Raw genomic sequence first — 18,431 nt, 5'->3', positions numbered from 1 at the left:
ACCAAGCTCGCGACGCCCACCTGCTACTCTTAGTGTTGGGTTTACAAAGTGTGATGCAGGTCAGGTCTACACAAAAGGTGACAAATTCTGACACAACCTGACGCAGGCAGCTCGTATCATGTGAAGTGGAGAGAAGTTCAGATACTTGTCGATCAAGACCCGGAGCAGTTTCATGGCGCACGATAACAAGGTTGTCAGCTTTTCAGGCCAGAAAGCGCCTGCCCGGTTTTCGTTGCCGGCTGCGCTGGTTCGCCTGCGTGACGCTTCGGGTCAGTCACTGAAATCCGTTCTTGCCAGCTTTTTTGATCGCGCCGATGATGCCCTGTTCGAGCTTGCTGACCGGGCAGGCACAAACCTCGACCAGACCGCTTATTTTGATGCCATGCGTGAGCTCAGGCTACGCCGCAAGGCCATGGTGGTGTCGATGCTCCAGTATGTCAGCCAGGCGTTCAACGAAATCGGAAAGTTCCAGCCCCAACTGGCAACGGGCACTCTGGAGGACATTGATCAGGATTCTCTCAGCCTGGTGGACCATTCGCAGCTGGAGCAGCAGGTTGCCATCGATAACCTGATTAATAAGCTCCGGAATCGTAATACCGAACAGATCCGCCTGCTGACCGTGCGGGTTGGCTATGTGGTACCGGGTATTAACCTGAAAGATGCACAGATGCCGCTGAGCCCGGAAATTATCTGTGGCGGCGTGGCTGAAGCCTGTGCCGACCTCGACATAGACATACGGGCCAAACTGGTGGTCCTCAAGCTGTTTGACCGTCTGCTTGCCGACACACTGGGTGACTTTTACAAAGAGGCGAACCGCACGCTGATCAATGAGGGCGTGTTGCCAGAGATGAAGCGTCCGCCGGCAGGAAAAGGGCCAGCCCGGTCCGGTCAAAGGTCCGGAGTTGGTGGCACGGGTGCTGCCTCCGGCGCTGATGTTCCGTCGGGACCTGCCGGTGAAAGCTATGGCGGGCCCTCATCCCAGGCGACGTTCTCCGAGCTCAGCGCCCTGTTACATCAGGGCGATGCCACATCCGGTGGCGGAGGCTATGGCGGTGCAGGTTACATTGATACTGATCGTCTCATGGCCCGCCTGACGGAAGCACAATCCAATAGCGGCCAGTGGGGTGACGGTGTCGTCGTGCCCCTTAATGAGCAGCTAAAACCCATTCTTCGTTCCGGAGAAGGTCAGAATCTGAATCCGGGGCAGATGGACAGTGATGTAATCAATCTGGTGTCCATGTTGTTCGACTTCATTCTGGAAGATCGGCAGTTGCATCCGGTCATGAAGGCATTGATCGGGCGGTTGCAGATCCCGGTGCTGAAAGTCGCCCTCAGTGACAAGAACTTCTTCAATCGGGGTGGTCACCCGGTTCGCAAACTGCTCAATGAACTCGCGCTCTCGGCAATCGGCTGGACAGAGAAAAAGACTGGGCAGCGTGACCCTCTGCGGGAGAAAATTGAATCTGTGGTGGGTCGTGTTCTGAACGAGTTCACCAATAACGTGGCACTGTTCGAGGAGTTGCTGGAGGACTTCAGCCACTTCATGGACCTTGACCGCAGGCGGCGGGAGCTGGTGGAACAGCGACTTCGCGATGCGGAAGAAGGGCGGGCCCGCCAGGAACGCGCTTCCGAAGCAGCAGAAGGGCTAGTGCAGGATCTGAGTGGACAGCGTGATATTCCGGAGCCGGTTGCAGGCTTACTGAATGAGCCCTGGACCCGGTATTTGCAGTGGGTTGTATTGAGGGAAGGTGAGGACAGCGCGCGCTGGCAGCATGCCCGGAACCTGACCGAGCAACTGGTCTGGAGCGTCGATCCACGCCCGGTCAGTGAAGCAACCCGTAGCGAGTTGTTGCGGGCTATTCCTGCCATCGTTGATGACCTTCGTAAAGCACTGCAGGAAATCTCCTGGGATCCGTTTGCCACCGATGCGGCTATCCGCGATCTGGAGCTCGCTCACGTTGATGTGTTCCAGCGACTTGTCACCGCGCCGTCCCGGAAAGCGCCTTCTGAAGAGGATGCTCGATCGACGCCGCCAGAGACGCCGGGCGAGGATGTGGCTCAGCCGGAACCCTTGCGCCCGGCGGACGAACCCGCACAGGTGGCACCAGAGGCCGATCCGGTATCGCCACAGTGGCTGGAGAAGGCGGACAGCCTTCGGGTGGGGTCCTGGATCGAACTCACCCGTGAAGAAACCAAGGTTCGATGCAAGCTTGCCGCTTTTATCAAAGCGACGGGCAAGTACATCTTCGTCAACCGAAGTGGCGCCAAGGTTGCGGAATACCATCGTCAGGAACTGGCTGCGGACATGGAGGCGGGCAGGATCAGCATGCTGGATGATGGTCTGATCTTTGACCGCGCACTAGAGTCGATCATCGATAACCTTCGTAGCAGCCGCAAAGACTGATTCATGGCAACCAGGGCAGGTTTGTGATTCAATCAGAGGCTGTAATCCTCTGAAACTTTTGGAATTACTTTGCCTTATTCAGACGTTTTGTCCGCGAGCTCTCCCGATTCCGGTGCCGACCGAAATGCGCTTCGTGAAACCGGCAGGATTCCTTTTGCACGCTGGTGTCCTTCTCCAAATTTCGGTCCTCGTCCTGAAGGGGTTTCGATCTCCCTGCTGGTTGTCCACAACATCAGTCTTCCCCCAGGGCAGTTTGGTGGCCGGGAAATAGAAGACTTCTTCTGTAACTGCCTGGACCATTCTGCTCATCCCTATTTTGAAGCCCTGGCTGGCATCCATGTGTCGGCCCACCTGTTGATTCGCCGTGATGGCGCCGTTGTGCAGTTTGTCAGCCTGCTGGATCGCGCGTGGCACGCCGGGCGTTCGTATTTTGAGGGTCAGGAAGAATGTAACGATTTTTCCATTGGTATCGAGCTTGAGGGTACCGATGACACGCCTTACACCCCGGAACAATATCGCAGGCTGGCACAGGTAGCGGACCTGATTATGGCCGCGTGGCCGGACATAACTGACCGACGCATTACTGGCCATTGCGATATCGCCCCTGGCCGGAAGACCGATCCTGGACCGGCGTTTGACTGGGAGCATTTTGCGGCAGTCCTTGATGATAACCGGTCGGCAAGGAGGGGAGCGTAAATGGTCCTGATCGTGTTTCTCCTGGCTTATATGGTTCGCCGGCGCCTGGACTCCCTGGACTTACTCAACGGTGATGACGTTTGGCGCCGTTGGTTTCGCAATGGCAGCCGGGTAAAAGCGGGTCAGGAGACCGGAATTATGGCCGGGCTTGCATTGGTCGTTCTTCCGGCATTCTTGCTGGCGCTGGCGGAGTATTTACTGACCTCTTCCGGCTGGCGGATGGCAACGTATCCCATTGAGTTCCTGGCTCTGGTGGTCCTCATGGGAACACCCGGTTGGCGACCGGTATTGCGGGCCTATGCAGAGGCATGGCAGCGGGGAGATATGCAGTCGGCCTGGCTCCACGTAAAAGACCATTTGCCCGGCGCAGAGCGTGGTGCTGCGCTGTCCCCGGAGGCAATGCATCTCTCCCTCTCCAAGGCGCTGATGATGTCGGTATTTCAGCGCTTCTTCCTGGTGGCCTTCTGGTATGTCGTCGGTGGTATCGGTTTGGCGGTGTTGGCCCGGGGGCTTGTGGCGCTTGCGGATCAGTGGCCTCAGGCACCGGCTCGGTCCAGGTTCGCTGGAATGGCCGAATGGGCGGAGTGGGTTCCGGCCAGGCTGCTGTCACTCACCTTTGGAGTTGCCGGGGACCTCGCCGGCTGGCTGCGGGAAACCCGCCATACCCTGACAGGAGTGACAAAAAAATCCGGTGAAGTGCTCATGATTTCCGCCAACGGGTCGTTAACCGGATATGCACTGGATCCGGCCCGATTCTCGCGGATTCATAAAGATGAGTGGACAGCTTTTGGGGGGAGAAGTCTCAGTGCAGTAAGGGATTTGCTGAACAGAAGCATGCTGGTATGGATCTGCACCCTCGCTTTGCTGGTTATTTCCGGTGTTGTCTGACCGAAATTTATAAAACATTACAGTTTAACAACAAATAATGCTTAAGTTTTTAAGACTTTAAGCGACAATATAAAAAAAAGAATACTTATTCAGTTGTTAAAGCTCCAGCGCGAGGTTCACCGTGAAGCAACTCATTAATCCCGCTATTGCACTGATGAACCGGCTGCCGATGGTCTACAAGTTCAGTCTCATTAGTATTCTGTTTCTATTACCTATTGGCGGACTGTCCTGGCTTGTTATCTCCGAGCTCAATCGCTCGGTTCAAACCATGACCCGCGGCGTTGAGGGGCTTGAACAGTTGCAGCAGGTTGACCGGCTCGTGGATGCCGCAATGAATTATCGCGACTACCGCTCTCCCGCTGTCATCAAGGAGGAAAGTGCCATCAAGGCGCTGTCGGAGGACGCTGCAGCTTCTTTAGACGCCACTCTTGAGGCCCTGGTCAACGAGAATCGTTCGTTTGATACCTCCGGTTCGTGGGCTGAACAGGTAGAAGCCCTTCGGCAGGAATGGAAGGGCCTTCGAGCCGATGAGAACTATCTGGGTAATTTCGATTCCCAGTTCAAGTACTACCAGGAGTTTGTCCAGAAGGCCCAGGCCCTATTGCCCGCCACGATAGAAATATCCGGCCTGGGGCAAGGAACTTCCAGAGAAAACCAGCTTACTCTGGGTCTGATCCGTGATTCACTCCCGGCGGCACGTACGGTTATCGGCCGGGCAAAGTCCTACGGTATGTATGCGCTGGTCGAAGGTCAGGTTGGTTACGCCCTAAGCGAAACCCTGAATGAAGTTTATGACCAACTGACCAATCGCAGCTCGCTGCTTTCGCCAGCGTTGTCTGTGGTCTCTGAATCGTCGCCGGATCTGGTGAGCCAAGCGGGTGATGCGATCACCAGGGTTGAGGAGAGCCTGACGGTCGTCCGTGATCAGCTGGACCGGAATGTCATTACGCCCATGCGCCTTGAAATGCCCTGGCAGGACTATGACGAATTCATATCAGCCGAGCTGGCTCATTTTGATCGGGTCAAAGCCGCGGCATTCGATGTGGTTGAGACCAACCTCCGGTCAAGGCTCGACAGTGAGATCAACCAGCGACGACTTATTATCATTGCACTGATTGCCATCCTGCTGGTGGTTGTTTATCTCTACATCGGTTTCTTCATGTCAGTGCGCACGGCCATCAATCGGTTCAGCCAGGCCGCGAGGAGTGTGGCGGCGGGCGATATGACGACCCATATCTCATTGAGCAACCGCGACGAACTGGGTGAGCTGACGACCGAATTCAATAATATGACAGACCGGATTGCCGACCTGATTCGCTCCGTCGGCCGGACCACGGCCGATGTGGACCAGCAGGCAACCCGGGTCAATGACACGGCGGCGGCCAACAGCGAGGCGGTGGCACGCCAGATGGAAGAGAGCGGCCAGATCAATGAGGCCATGAACCAGATGGTCGAGGCGGTTCATGAGGTGACTGAGAGTGCTCACCGGGTAGCCGACAGTGCCGGCAATGCCGAGCGGGATACTGAAACCGGGCGGGGCGTGGTTGCCGACACGGTCGGCACGATCAACAAACTGGCCACCGAGATCTCCGGTGCGGTTGAGGTGATCAATCGGGTCAGCAAAGACAGCGACAACATCAGCCAGGTTCTTGTGGAAATCAAGGCCATTGCAGAGCAGACCAATCTTCTGGCGTTGAACGCTGCAATCGAAGCAGCCAGAGCAGGTGAGCAGGGGCGCGGGTTTGCGGTCGTTGCCGATGAAGTCCGGTCGCTGTCACAGCGTACCCACAAGTCGACCGAAGAGATTGAAGGGATGATCTCAAGGCTGCAGAGCGGTGTTAAGGAAGCTGTGTCCGCCATGACTAACAGCCGGGATGTGACCGAAACAACGGTGCAGAAGTCGGGTGAAGTGACCGAAGCTCTGGACCGGATAGCGAACGGTATCGCGGTCATTGTGGATATGAGCCACCAGATTGCTCAGGCTGCGGAGGAACAGTCCGCCGTCGCGAAGAACGTGAATTCGAACGTTGAGCAGATTGGCGAGCTCGGCAAAAAAACCGCTGCCAACGCCGAGGAGACGCTGGGTTCATCAAGGGAGATGTCAGAACTGACGGCTTCGCTTCAGCGGTTGGTTGATGCCTTCAAGGTCTGATCATAAGATCCAGTCTGTTGTAGAAAAATCCGGCCCTCAGAGGCCGGATTTTTTTTGCTCCCAGAGAATTTCCTCGCCACCTTCACGGCGAGCAAGCACCCGGGCGATAACGAACAGTAGATCTGACAGCCGGTTGAGGTAGTGCCGCGAGGCCGTGTTAATGGAATCCTCATGGCCAAGGGCAACGACCACGCGTTCGGCTCGACGGGAAACGGCACGGGCCAGGTGACACTGGGCTGCTGAGGGGGTGCCGCCGGGCAGGACAAAGTTCTTAAGTGGTGGCAGATCCTCATTGTGCTGGTCCAGGGTGTTCTCCAGCCATTCAATGTGGTCATCACCAATCACGCGGCTGCCAGGAATGGCAAGCTCGCCGCCCAGGTCAAACAGGTGGTGCTGAATGCGTCGCAGGCTCTCAACCAGTTCGTCGTCACTGTCGAGAGTTTCGATCAGTAAGCCGATATGGCAGTTCAGCTCGTCGGCGGTTCCCATGGCTTCGACCCGCTGCGCGTTTTTGGCGATGCGATTGCCATCGGCAAGGCCTGTAGAGCCATCATCTCCCGTGCGCGTATAAATCTTGGAAAGGCGGTTGCCCATCGGTCTGCTCCTGTTAATGTGTCGACAGTTGTTGTACCCGTTGAGTGAGCATTTGGTTCACCGGTGTCTGGATCCCGAGGTCCTTCCCCAGCTTCGCAAGATAGCCGTTGATGAAGTTTATCTCGGTGGTGCGGCCGTTGAGAACATCGGCACGCATGGACGACGTGTTTCTGGCGGTCTTGCGGGCAACGGTTTCTATCTGGTGACGAAGGGCTTCCGGAGTTTGCTCACCTTGGCCGCTGGCCCGCATCAGCTCGGACAGTTCGTGGCATAGCCTGTCGATGGTGTCCTGATAGAGGGCGGAGGCAAGGATATCGCCGTTGGGGCAATCCAGCAGGGCGGTGTAGGGGTTGATTCCGGCGTTGATAACGAGCTTTTGCCAGAGTCGCTGCAAGATGGCTTGCTCGGGGTGTATGGTCAGACCGCTGGCGTTCAGCAACTCGACGACAGTGTTGAGTTGGTGGCCAGCGGATTCGGTCATCGGCCCGACCCAGGTGTCGCCCGTTCCGGCGTGGACCAGCAGATCCGGCTCCGGCCGGTTGGCGCCTTCGGTGGTGCTGGCCGCCAGAACAGGATGTTCCGGCCATCGGGCGGCCACCCTTTGCTGGCTGCCGAGGCCGTTCTGAAAGAGAAGGATCGGGGTTTGCCGGGGAAACCGGTCGATTACTCCGGCAATTGCCTCAAAGGTGTCGCCAGCCTTGGTGGTGACCAGAACCACTTCGGGAATGTCGCCGGCGGTCAGCCAGGGAACGTGGATGTCCGTTTCTGGTCCATTGAAAGGCCGGAACCGATAGCGAATGCTGGCCCCGGGCAGCTCAGCAGGCCGGGCAATGAATGCAACCCGGCCGGAAGGCAATGAGGCGGCCCACAGCCGCCCCAGAGAACCTGCGCCCAGAATGGCGATCATGCCGGTTACATGGCCTCGATGTCGGCCCGCTGCTGGCTCAGACGGGTCTGGCTGCTCTGGGCGTCACGAAGCTTTTCCTGCTCTTTCTCGACCACATCCGCCGGTGCCTTGGCAGTGAACTTTTCGTTGTTCAGCTTGCCTTCCAGGCGACCGATTTCTTTCTGCAGTCGCTCCAGCTCCTTGTCCAGGCGCTTGAGTTCCGCATCTTTGTCGATCAGGCCGGCCATGGGGACCAGCACTTCCATTTCGCCCACAAGCTGGGTGGCAGACATGGGGGCCTTGTCGCCCTCAAACCAGTCGAGGCTTTCCAGCTTGGCCAGGGAGCCCAGGAACTGGCGGTTGTCGTCCATGCGGCGTTGGTCTTCGGCATCTTTGCCTCGCAGCAACACCGGGATCTTTTTCGCCGGGGAGATGTTCATCTCACCACGGATGTTCCGCACAGCCACGATGACGCCTTTCAGCCACTCGATATCGGCGGAAACGGCAGCGTCCTGTTTGCTGGTGTCCGGCTCGGGGAAGGGTTGCAGCATGATGCTGTCGCCGGTTTTGCCTGCCAGGGGCGCAATGCGCTGCCAGATTTCCTCGGTGATGAACGGCATCATCGGGTGCGCGAGGCGCAGGACAGCTTCCAGCACCCGGACCAGGGTGCGGCGGGTGCCGCGCTTGGCTTCAGGACTGGCGTTCTCATCGTTCAGAGCCGGCTTGGACAGTTCCAGGTACCAGTCGCAATACTCGTTCCAGATAAATTCATACAGAGCGTAGGCGGCCAGGTCAAAGCGGTATTGATCCAGATGGCGGATCACCTCCTGCTCACAGCTTTGCAGCTCGCTGATAATCCAACGGTCGGCCAGGGAGAGTTCCACCGGTTCGCCATTCACACCACAGTCTTCGCTTTCGGTGTTCATCAGTACGTAGCGGGCGGCGTTCCACAGCTTGTTGCAGAAGTTGCGGTAACCTTCCAGGCGCTTCATGTCCCAGTTGATGTCGCGGCCGGTGGTGGCCATGGCTGCCAGGGTGAAACGCAGGGCATCGGTGCCGTGGGCGGCAATGCCTTCCGGAAATTCCTTCTCGGTGCGTTTGCCGATCTTCTCGGCCAGCTTGGGCTGCATCAGGTTGCCGGTGCGCTTTTCCAGCAGGTCGGGCAGGCTTATGCCGTCAATCATGTCCAGCGGATCGATCACGTTGCCCTTGGACTTGGACATCTTGTCGCCGTGTTCGTCTCGGATCAGGCCAGTCACGTAAACAGTGTGGAAGGGCACCTGGGGCGTGCCATCTTCGTTTTTCATAAAGTGCATGGTCATCATGATCATCCGGGCAACCCAGAAGAAGATGATGTCGAAGCCGGTGACCAGCACGTCGGTGGGGTGAAAGGTCTTCAGACGTTCGGTAATTTCCGGCCAGCCCAGGGTGCCGAAGGTCCATAAAGCCGAGCTGAACCAGGTGTCCAGTACGTCATCGTCTTGCTTCAGGTCCAGATCGGGGGCCAGGCTGTGCTTCTGGCGCACTTCCTCTTCGTTGCGGCCCACATAGATATTGCCTTCAGCATCATACCAGGCGGGAATCCGGTGGCCCCACCAGAGCTGGCGGGAGATGCACCAGTCCTGGATATCACGCATCCAGGAAAAGTACATGTTCTCGTACTGTTTGGGCACAAACTGGATGCGACCGTCTTCCACCGCTTCAATGGCCGGCTTGGCCAGGGTCTTGGCGTCGGCGAACCATTGATCCGTGAGCATGGGTTCGATGATCAGGCCGGAGCGGTCGCCACGGGGCACGCTCAGGACATGATCTTCAACCTGCTGTACCAGGCCGGCGGCCTCCATGTCGGCAACGATCTGTTTGCGGGCTTCCTCGCGGGTCAGGCCTGCGTAGGCGGTGGGCATGGTGCCGTCGAGATCGGTGTTCTCAGTACCGTCCGCATTGAACACCTCGGCCAGGTCCCGGATGTTGGCATCCTGGGTCATGACGTTGATCATGGGCAGGTTATTGCGTTTACCCACAGCGTAGTCGTTAAAATCATGGGCCGGGGTGATCTTCACGCAGCCGGAGCCTTTTTCCGGGTCGGCGTGGTGATCGGCTACAACCGGAATCCGGCGGTTCACCAGAGGCAGCAGCACGTGCTTGCCGATCAAGTGCTGGTAGCGCTCGTCGTCCGGGTGCACGGCGATGGCAGTGTCGCCCAGCATGGTTTCCGGGCGGGTGGTGGCAACCACCACGTAGTCTTTGCCGTCTTGCGTTTTCGCGCCGTCAGCCAGCGGGTAGCGCAGGTGCCAGAAAAAGCCTTTCTCTTCCTTGTTCTCCACTTCGAGATCGGAGATGGCGGTGTGCAGTTTGGGGTCCCAGTTCACCAGCCGTTTACCACGGTACACCAGACCTTCATCATAAAGGCGGATGAACACTTCCTGAACGGCCTTGTAGAAGCCGTCGTCCATGGTGAAGCGTTCGTTGTCCCAATCCACGGAGTTGCCGAGGCGGCGAATCTGGCGGGTAATGGTGCCGCCGGAGTGCTCTTTCCAGTCCCAGATGCGTTTGATGAATTCTTCCCGACCCAGGTCGTGGCGGGTTTTGTCTTCTTCGGCGGCCAGTTTGCGCTCGACCACCATTTGAGTGGCAATGCCGGCGTGGTCGGTGCCGACGGTCCACAATGCGTTACGGCCCTGCATGCGCTTGAAGCGGGTGAGGGTATCCATGATGGTGTGTTGGAACGCATGGCCCATGTGCAGGCTGCCGGTAACGTTGGGCGGCGGGATGGCGATGCTGAATGATTCACCTTCGCCGGAGGGGCGGAAGTACCCTTTGGATTCCCAGTTTTCGTACCACTGGCGCTCAATGTTTTCTGGCTGGTAGGTTTTTTCCATGGGTTTCTGCAGTGACCGTTGGTTGATTCACAAGGGAAAATTGAGACGCTCGATTATACATGGTCGCCGGTGATGCGGCGAACCTTGGAGGTGAGTTCTGTCAGTAGCCTGCTGGTTGTATGCGAGGCGTGAAAAATGTAGGTCGGGTTAGCGAAGCGTAACCCGACACAAACCTACCCCCGCTTTCTCTGATCATGCACCCTCGGTTCGATCCCCAATGTCCGCAATTGCTTGAAATGCGATCGCGCCTGGTTCAGAACATTCGGGTCGTTATGGGCAACCAGTGCAAGCCGCTTAAAGCGGTCAGCAGCCGGCGGCAAAGCGGACGACAGGATGATGACTGTGTCCCAGTCTTCAGCGACCGGAGGGCATAGCAGGATGCCGACGGGGTCGGTGCATGTGGTGGCCGAGTCCGGGACGACGCTGTGGGGGATGAACGCATCGGGGCTGAAGTTCCATAACAGGTCATCCAGTTCCTCGGCTTGTTGCTTGGTGTCGCAAACGATGCATACGCGGTCGCCCTGCTGCCAGGCCTTGTCCACAAGTTTGACGGCGTGGAGGTTGCGGGCGGCGGGGGTGTTCTGGGCGAGGATGTGGAACCAGTAGCGCTGGTTCCGGTCTTCCTGGCCGGAAGGCCCGGTAGCTGGGCTGCCGGGTTCCGGAGAAGGCGCCGGGTTATTTTCCTGCATGGGACATCAGGTAGTCGACCAACATGGGTACCGGGCGGCCTGAGGAGCCCTTGGCTTTGCCGGAGTGCCAGGCGGTGCCGGCGATATCCAGGTGGGCCCAGCGGTAGTCTTTGGCAAACCGGGACAGGAAGCAGGCGGCGGTGATGGTGCCGGCCGGGCGGCCACCGATGTTGGCCATGTCGGCGAAGTTGCTGTCGAGCTGGCTCTGGTATTCGTCCCAGAGGGGCAGGCGCCAGGCGCGGTCACCGGCGCGTTCGCCGGCAGCCAGTAGTTCGTTGGCCAGTTCGTCGTTATTGGCGAGCAGGCCGGTGGCGTGGTTGCCCAGAGCGATGATGCAGGCCCCGGTGAGGGTGGCCAGATCAATGACCGCGGCCGGGTCAAATTTCTTCACATAGGTGAGGGCATCGCACAGTACCAGGCGGCCCTCGGCGTCAGTGTTGAGGATCTCAACGGTCAAGCCGGAAAGCGTGGTGACGATGTCGCCCGGGCGCGAGGCGCCCCCGTCCGGCATGTTCTCAGCTGCGGCAATCACGGCTACGACGTTGATCTTGGGCCGGGTTTCGGCCAGGACTTGCATGGCGCCGAATACGCTGGCGGAGCCGCCCATGTCGTATTTCATTTCGTCCATGCCTTCGCCGGGTTTGAGGCTGATGCCGCCGGTATCGAAGGTGATGCCTTTGCCCACCAGGACATGGGGCTTGTCCTTGTCCTTGCCGCCACGGTATTCCATTACGATCAGTCGTGGAGGCTGGGTACTGCCCTTGCCGACCGCCAGGATGGTGTTCATGCCCAGCTTTTCCATCTGTTTTTCGTCAAGCACTTCGGTCTTGATGCAGTCGTGGTCCTTGGCGAGTTTCTTGGCCTGTTGGGCCAGCCATTCAGGGTGGCAGATGTTGGGCGGGGTATTACCCAGGTCGCGGGTGAGATTCATGCCACGGCCGGTTGCGAGGCCCAGGTTGAACGCATCTTTCAGATCTTTGGCAGCACTTGAGGCAACGACAACGACCTTGTTCAGTTTGCGGGGTGCCGGCTTTTCGCTCTTGAAGTCGCTGAAGGTGTAAAGCTGATCTTCCAGGGTGCGACCGATAAGGCTGAGGCGGGCGGCTTCAGAGCTTACCGCGTCGTCGCCGGTTACGGGGGTGTCTGCCAGGGCGACGGCAATGCTTTTTGAGGGGCCGTCTTTCAGCGCGGTCATCATGGCGATCAGGGCTTTACGGTAATTCGCAGGCGTTCGATCCGTGTCGTTGCCGGTACCAACCACCAGTAGACGTCCCCAGGGCTGGTCCGTCAGCGGTATCGCCGCCGTGGTGGCATTCTTGCCGCTAAGGTCGCCGGCTTTCTGGAGTTTCCTGATCAGCCCGCTCAGCGCCTCGTCTGCCTGGTTGGTAGATTGCGGCCAGGTGCCTTTTTCGGGCAAGCCGACAACAAGGCAGTCTGCTTTGGTGCTGGCGATGGCTTTATTGCTCAGGCTGAAATTCATGGCAACTCCTGTTGATTGTTCGGGGGACGTCCGCCAGAGGCGGGAATCGTGCTTGAATGTGATCTAGTCTAGCATTGGGGCTGGCACGGAAATTATCAAGCAGTTGGTACCGCTTGCTGGCCTTCACGGCCCTTCATGCCAGTGTAATACCGCTGCTCTGTCATTCGGCATCAAGGTTACATAGAATACGCGCAGTTCCCAGCATCCTCCATGTTTCACCGGATACGGCCAGAGAGACCGATTTGAGCATCATCTTCCGTTACCTCATTCGCCAGGCCATGATCAGCATGGTTGCCGTTTCGGGCATCTTGTTGCTGGTGTTTATGAGTGGCCGCTTCCTGAAGTACCTCGACAGCGCAGCTGAAGGGAGCATTTCGGCCGGGGTGTTGTTTGAAATCATGGCCTATCGATTCCCCGGTTTTCTTGAGCTGATACTACCGCTCGGGCTGTTCATCGGGATTCTTCTTGCTTATGGCCGGATGTACCTCGAAAGCGAGATGACGGTGCTCTATGCCTGTGGTGTGAGCAACAAGGCATTGCTCGGTAAAACCCTGATTGGCAGCTTGCCGGTGATGATCATCGTCGGGGCCATGAGCCTCTATGTTTCTCCCTGGGGAATGAAGCAGGTTGAAGACATTATCAACGAGCAGCGCAAGGCCACGGAGTTTGAAATGCTGGCGCCCGGGCGGTTCCAGGATTTTTCCTCAGGCGGGCGGGTAACCTATACCGAAAGTCTCAGTGAGGACAAGCGCCAGCTGCGGGGGGTGTTCATTGCCGATTATGCGGAGGATGGTAAGGGCCTGACCATTATCACCGCCGAAACCGGGTCACAGCTGATAGATTCGGAAACCGGCAGCCGCTTTCTCATTCTCGAAGGGGGAGGCAGGTTTGAGGGCGTTGCAGGTCAACTTGATTACAATCTGATTGATTTCGAAGCCTATGGCCTGAGGATCGACAGCGGTAAAGCCGGAGCCCAGGAACTTGAAAAAGGTATCAACACCCTTAGCCTGATGCAGTCAGACAGCCTCCAAGACCGAGCATTACTTCACTGGCGTTTTTCCCTGCCTCTGATTGTTCCTGTCGTCGCCTTGCTGGCGGTGAGCCTGAGCCGGGTTAACCCCCGTCAAGGCCGCTTTTTTCACCTGTTGCCGGCGATGCTGGTCTACATCACCTACCTCGGCCTGCTTATTGTGGCCCGGGACTGGCTCGCGGCGGGTAAGGTTCCCGAGTGGGTCGGCCTGCTCTGGGTGCATGCTCTGTTCACGGCACTGGGGTTCTGGCTCCAGTTCGGTCCCGGCTGGCTGCACCAGCGGCGTATAGCCAGGGAGGGAGGTGCTCATGCGCAGGGTTGACGGCTATGTAATGCGTACGGTTGGCGGCGCCATGTTCCTGGTGATGGTCGTTGTGCTATCGCTGGATCTGGTTTTTGCGTTCATTGCTGAGCTGGAAAATACCCGCAACGACTATCAGACGCTCCAGGTGCTCTGGCATATTCTCCTGACGGTTCCGCGCCGGATATACGATTACCTGCCGCTTGGGGCTTTCATGGGTTGCCTGGTCGGTCTCGGCTCCATGGCCAGCTCCTCGGAGCTCACGGTCATTCGCGCAGCCGGGGTATCGCTCAGGCGCATTGTCTGGTCGGCCATGAAGCCGGCACTCGTGGTGGTCTTGCTGGGCGTCCTGATCGGCGAATATGTTGCACCTTCGGCCGAGCGCATGGCCCAGAGCGACAAGGCAGTGGCACTCGGCGCGGGACGAAATGTGGCTTCGGCGTCTGGCGTCTGGCATAAGGAGGGGGATGTCTATATTCACCTGAACGCGGTTCAGCCGAACGGCGTGCTGCACGGAGTCTCCCGATTCCGCCTCGATGACGATCGTCTCTTGGTTTCGGCCAGTTTTGCCGAACGGGCAATTTTTCAGGGCGACCACTGGCTGCTGGAGAATGTCCGCACCACCAATTTTGAGGATAATAGAGCCATTCGCTCTGAAAGCCAGGCCCTTAGATGGGAGACAGGTTTGTCTCCGGGGGTGTTGAGCGTTCTGATTGTTAAGCCTGAAAATCTCTCTATGACAGGGTTGTACACCTACGCCAGGTATCTCGGGGAGCAACGCCTGAATGCCTCGCGATACTGGCTTGCCTTCTGGAAAAAAGCACTGATGCCACTGGGTACGGCCGTGATGGTGCTGGTTGCTATCTCCTTCATCTTCGGCCCTTTGCGTTCAGTCACCATGGGATTCCGGGTGTTCACGGGACTGCTGGTGGGGCTTCTGTTCAAATACATGCAGGATCTGTTGGGACCCATGAGTCTGCTCTATGGGTTTAACCCGATGCTGGCGGTGTTGGTGCCAATAGCAGTCAATGCAGTGGTGGGCGCCATTCTGATGCGCCGGGCCGGATGATGGGCCCGGTTACACCGCCGGTTTTCACCGGTTTGCAGATTGCTTCTTTCCGGATTCCTTGGGTAAGGAGACAACGACGCTGTGTGACAGCCGGTCTGTGACGGACAGGCCGTTGATGGGGTAGAACAGGGCGACCATAGCCGGAATGGACAGGAAGAGTGTTGCTGCGCTCAGGTAATAGCTTGCGAGCAGGGTCAGGAAGAGGACTGCTGCGGCCGTGACATAGCGAATCAGCGCCTGGGTCCAGCTCACAGAAGTGCCGTCCAGGTTCTCGATGCGGACTCGCCACACCTGCATCCCCAGGGTCTGCCCGACACGCGTCCAGAAATAGGCAAAAAACAGGTACAGCACCAGGAACAGGACGAAGGTCAAAGCGGGATCACCGGAAATCTGGCCTGCCTCGGCCATCTGCTCGTATTGATTCCAGCCGGTTATCCATCCGGCGACCATGGTGTAGGCCCAGGTGGCTACCAGTAACACGGCAATGCTGATCAAACCGTCGTAAATAATCGCCAGGGCACGTTTCAAGGCAGTGGCTGGCGGCAATAGTTCCTCGGCGTCATGGAAGCGTCGGGGCATGGAATCTCCTGTGATGTTTCACGTTTTTCCTGTTCTCGGCGTGTGCTAGAGTAGCGGATTTGCACAAGCATGTAAGTATTCGTATTCAATCGCGGACCCGGCGGTATTCCCGGCGGGTTTCTGGAAAGGTATCAAAGGGCTATGAAAACCGCAGAGTTGCGACAGGCATTCCTCGATTATTTCAAACAGCAAGGTCACACCATTGTTCCAAGCAGTTCGCTGGTACCCGCGGACGACCCCACATTGCTGTTTACGAATGCGGGAATGAACCAGTTCAAGGATCTGTTCCTTGGCCGTGAAGAGCGCGACTATACCCGGGCCACTTCCTCCCAGAAATGCGTCCGCGCCGGTGGCAAGCACAATGACCTTGAGAACGTGGGTTACACCGCTCGCCACCACACTTTCTTTGAAATGCTGGGCAACTTCAGCTTCGGGGATTACTTCAAACGCGAGGCCATCAATTACGCCTGGACCTTTCTTACCGGCAAGGACTGGCTGAACCTGCCCCAAGACAAGCTCTGGGTAACCGTTTACGCCGAAGACGACGAAGCTTTCGAGATCTGGAACAAGGAAATCGGTGTTCCGGCAGACCGGATCGTCCGTATTGGCGATAACAAGGGCGGTCGCTATGCGTCTGACAACTTCTGGCAGATGGGCGATACCGGCCCCTGCGGCCCCTGCACCGAAATCTTCTTCGATCATGGCCCGGATGTGGCTGGTGGACCGCCGGGTTCTCCGGACGAAGACGGCGACCGTTATATTGAAATCTGGAACGTGGTGTTCATGCAGTACAACCGCACTGCGGACGGCGAGATGCTGAAGCTGCCCAAGCCTTCCGTGGATACCGGCATGGGGCTGGAGCGGATTACCGCTGTGCTTCAGGGGGTTCACAGTAATTATGAGATCGACCTGTTCCAGGACTTGCTCACCGCGGCGTCGAAAGTTCTCGGTGGTGCGTCAACCACGGAGGCGTCTCTGCGTGTGGTGGCGGACCATATCCGCTCCTGCGCCTTCCTGATTGCAGATGGGGTGATGCCCTCAAACGAGGGTCGCGGATTCGTTCTGCGCCGGATCATTCGCCGCGCAGCCCGCCACGGCAACAAACTGGGAGCTACCGGGCCGTTCTTCTACAAGCTGACCGGTGCCCTGGTCGAACTGATGGGGGATGCCTTCCCGCAGCTGGTGAGCAGTCGCAAACAGATCGAGAAGGTGCTGCTGCAGGAGGAGGAGCAGTTCGTCAAGACTCTGGATAAGGGGCTGCGCCTACTGGAGCAAGACATTGCGGAACTCAAGGGTACGGAAATACCGGGTGAGACCATCTTTACCCTGTACGATACTTTCGGTTTTCCGGTGGATCTGACCAATGATATTGCCCGTGAGCGGGGCCTGACGCTGGATTACGATGGCTACGAGAAAGCCATGGAAGTCCAGCGTGAGCGTGCCCGGGCAGCCAGCAAGTTTGGCATCGACTATAACGCTGGCGGCCTGCAGATCGAGGGCAAAACCGAATTCACCGGGTACGAGAACATTGACGGCCACGAAAAAATACGGGCGGTGATCGTAAACGGCGAAGAAAAGACCGCCGAAGCCGGGGATGAAGCGATTGTGGTGCTCGATCGCACACCGTTTTACGCCGAATCCGGCGGCCAGGTGGGTGATACCGGTCTACTGACCTGGAGTGGGGGCCGGTTCAAGGTGACTGACACCCGCAAGGAAGGGAATAACCATCTGCACCTCGGTACTCTCATCGAAGGCGAGTTGTTCCCGGGGTTGGAAGTGGACGCGCGCATTGATCATGCCCGGCGTGAACGCACCAAACGCAACCATTCCGCTACGCACCTATTGCATGCTGCCTTGCGCAAGGTGCTGGGCGAGCACGTGAGTCAGAAGGGCTCCCTGGTGGATCCGGACAAACTGCGTTTTGATTTCTCCCATTTCGAGGCGTTAACGCCTGAGCAGCTGCGGGAAATTGAGCGCCAGGTGAATGAGCAGATTCTGGAAAACAGCCCGGTGCAGACTGAAATCACCGATATGGAAAAGGCCCAGGAAAAGGGTGCCATGGCGCTTTTTGGCGAGAAATACGGCGATGTGGTCCGGGTTCTGAGCATGGGTACTGACAACTTCTCCGTAGAGCTATGCGGCGGTACCCACGTCAGCCGGACCGGCGATATTGGCCTGTTCAGGATTACCTCGGAAAGCGGTATCTCCTCGGGTGTACGTCGGATTGAGGCGGTGACCGGCATGGGCGCGCTCAACTGGATCGATGAAACCGAGCGCACCCTGCGTGAGACCGCGCGCCTGGTAAAGGGCACGCGGGAATCCGTGGTCGAGAAAGTTCAGCAGACCATTGACCGCAACCGTCAGCTTGAAAAAGATCTTGATGCTCTGAAGGCTAAACTGGCCAGCTCTGCGGGCAGCGACCTCGCTGGTTCGGCTGTGGATGTTGCCGGCCTGAAGGTGGTGGCTTCGGAGATGCAAGGAGCGGACCGCAAAGCGCTGATGGAAACCGCTGATCAGCTCAAGAACAAGCTGGGCGAGGGCGTAGTGGTTCTGGCCAGCGTTGAAGACGGCAAGGTGACCCTGGTTGCGGGTGTTACCAAATCCGCCACCGGCAAGATCAAGGCCGGGGACCTTATGAAACATCTTGCGGCCCAAGTGGATGGCAAGGGCGGTGGTCGCCCTGACATGGCCCAGGGTGGCGGCAATGATCCCTCCAAACTGGCCGAGGCGCTGGCGGGTATTCCGGCCTGGGTCGAAAAAAATATCGCTTAAGCAACTGTTTTA

At 57.9% G+C, this 18,431-nt stretch carries 13 protein-coding genes; 7 read left to right on the top strand and 6 right to left on the bottom strand.

Annotated elements, in window-relative coordinates; all coding sequences use genetic code 11:
• Positions 1 to 172 precede the first annotated feature (172 nt).
• The 4 genes from ACN0XM_RS15815 to ACN0XM_RS15800 all read left to right on the top strand — a co-directional run bounded on the left by ACN0XM_RS15815 (position 173) and on the right by ACN0XM_RS15800 (position 6,140).
• Positions 173 to 2,404 carry a DUF1631 domain-containing protein gene (locus tag ACN0XM_RS15815; RefSeq protein WP_417567902.1) on the top strand — a complete coding sequence of 744 codons (2,232 nt, stop codon included), beginning with the start codon at positions 173 to 175 and terminating at the stop codon, positions 2,402 to 2,404.
• A gap of 69 nt (positions 2,405 to 2,473) precedes the next feature.
• Complete coding sequence (gene ampD / locus ACN0XM_RS15810; protein ID WP_417567901.1) at positions 2,474 to 3,100, top strand: 1,6-anhydro-N-acetylmuramyl-L-alanine amidase AmpD; 627 nt, start codon at positions 2,474 to 2,476, stop codon at positions 3,098 to 3,100.
• Positions 3,101 to 3,988: a histidine kinase gene (locus ACN0XM_RS15805; protein WP_417567900.1), complete on the top strand. Its 888-nt coding sequence runs from the start codon at positions 3,101 to 3,103 to the stop codon at positions 3,986 to 3,988.
• A gap of 121 nt (positions 3,989 to 4,109) precedes the next feature.
• A complete protein-coding gene (locus ACN0XM_RS15800) occupies positions 4,110 to 6,140 on the top strand; it encodes a methyl-accepting chemotaxis protein (RefSeq protein ID WP_417567899.1) in 2,031 nt (676 codons plus the stop codon).
• Between the two features lie 36 nt (positions 6,141 to 6,176).
• Here the strand turns inward: ACN0XM_RS15800 and ACN0XM_RS15795 are convergent, their stop codons facing one another.
• The 5 genes from ACN0XM_RS15795 to ACN0XM_RS15775 form a co-directional block, all read right to left on the bottom strand.
• Positions 6,177 to 6,734 carry a cob(I)yrinic acid a,c-diamide adenosyltransferase gene (locus ACN0XM_RS15795; RefSeq protein ID WP_417567898.1) on the bottom strand — a complete coding sequence of 186 codons (558 nt, stop codon included), beginning with the start codon at positions 6,732 to 6,734 and terminating at the stop codon, positions 6,177 to 6,179.
• Positions 6,735 to 6,747: 13 nt separating this feature from the next.
• The gene (locus ACN0XM_RS15790) at positions 6,748 to 7,641 is read right to left on the bottom strand and encodes a ketopantoate reductase family protein (RefSeq protein ID WP_417567897.1); all 894 of its coding nucleotides are present in this window, start codon (positions 7,639 to 7,641) and stop codon (positions 6,748 to 6,750) included.
• Positions 7,642 to 7,646: 5 nt separating this feature from the next.
• Positions 7,647 to 10,499: a valine--tRNA ligase gene (locus ACN0XM_RS15785; RefSeq protein WP_417567896.1), complete on the bottom strand. Its 2,853-nt coding sequence runs from the start codon at positions 10,497 to 10,499 to the stop codon at positions 7,647 to 7,649.
• A 173-nt stretch (positions 10,500 to 10,672) separates the two neighbouring features.
• Positions 10,673 to 11,188 (bottom strand): DNA polymerase III subunit chi, encoded by a 516-nt coding sequence (locus ACN0XM_RS15780; protein WP_417567895.1) that lies wholly within the window; start codon positions 11,186 to 11,188, stop codon positions 10,673 to 10,675.
• Positions 11,175 to 12,668, bottom strand: a complete 1,494-nt coding sequence (locus tag ACN0XM_RS15775) for a leucyl aminopeptidase (protein ID WP_417567894.1) — start codon at positions 12,666 to 12,668, stop codon at positions 11,175 to 11,177. The genes ACN0XM_RS15780 and ACN0XM_RS15775 overlap by 14 nt, the downstream gene beginning before the upstream one ends.
• Positions 12,669 to 12,910: 242 nt before the next feature.
• Here ACN0XM_RS15775 and lptF point away from each other — a divergent pair, with 242 nt between their 5' ends.
• The gene (lptF, locus tag ACN0XM_RS15770) at positions 12,911 to 14,020 is read left to right on the top strand and encodes an LPS export ABC transporter permease LptF (RefSeq protein WP_417567893.1); all 1,110 of its coding nucleotides are present in this window, start codon (positions 12,911 to 12,913) and stop codon (positions 14,018 to 14,020) included.
• Complete coding sequence (gene lptG / locus ACN0XM_RS15765; protein ID WP_417567892.1) at positions 14,007 to 15,068, top strand: LPS export ABC transporter permease LptG; 1,062 nt, start codon at positions 14,007 to 14,009, stop codon at positions 15,066 to 15,068. The genes lptF and lptG overlap by 14 nt, the downstream gene beginning before the upstream one ends.
• Before the next feature lie 24 nt (positions 15,069 to 15,092).
• On the opposite strand, the gene ACN0XM_RS15760 is transcribed toward lptG, so the two are convergent.
• Complete coding sequence (locus tag ACN0XM_RS15760) at positions 15,093 to 15,647, bottom strand: RDD family protein (protein WP_417567891.1); 555 nt, start codon at positions 15,645 to 15,647, stop codon at positions 15,093 to 15,095.
• Between the two features lie 141 nt (positions 15,648 to 15,788).
• On the opposite strand from ACN0XM_RS15760, the gene alaS reads away from it, so the two are divergent.
• Complete coding sequence (gene alaS / locus ACN0XM_RS15755) at positions 15,789 to 18,419, top strand: alanine--tRNA ligase (RefSeq protein WP_417567890.1); 2,631 nt, start codon at positions 15,789 to 15,791, stop codon at positions 18,417 to 18,419.
• The last annotated feature ends 12 nt before the right edge of the window (positions 18,420 to 18,431 follow it).

The organism is Marinobacter sp., from assembly GCF_048269445.1.
Lineage (GTDB): Bacteria > Pseudomonadota > Gammaproteobacteria > Pseudomonadales > Oleiphilaceae > Marinobacter.
Note: the sequence above shows the minus strand (reverse complement) of the source record. Positions and strands in the feature narration are given on the sequence as shown.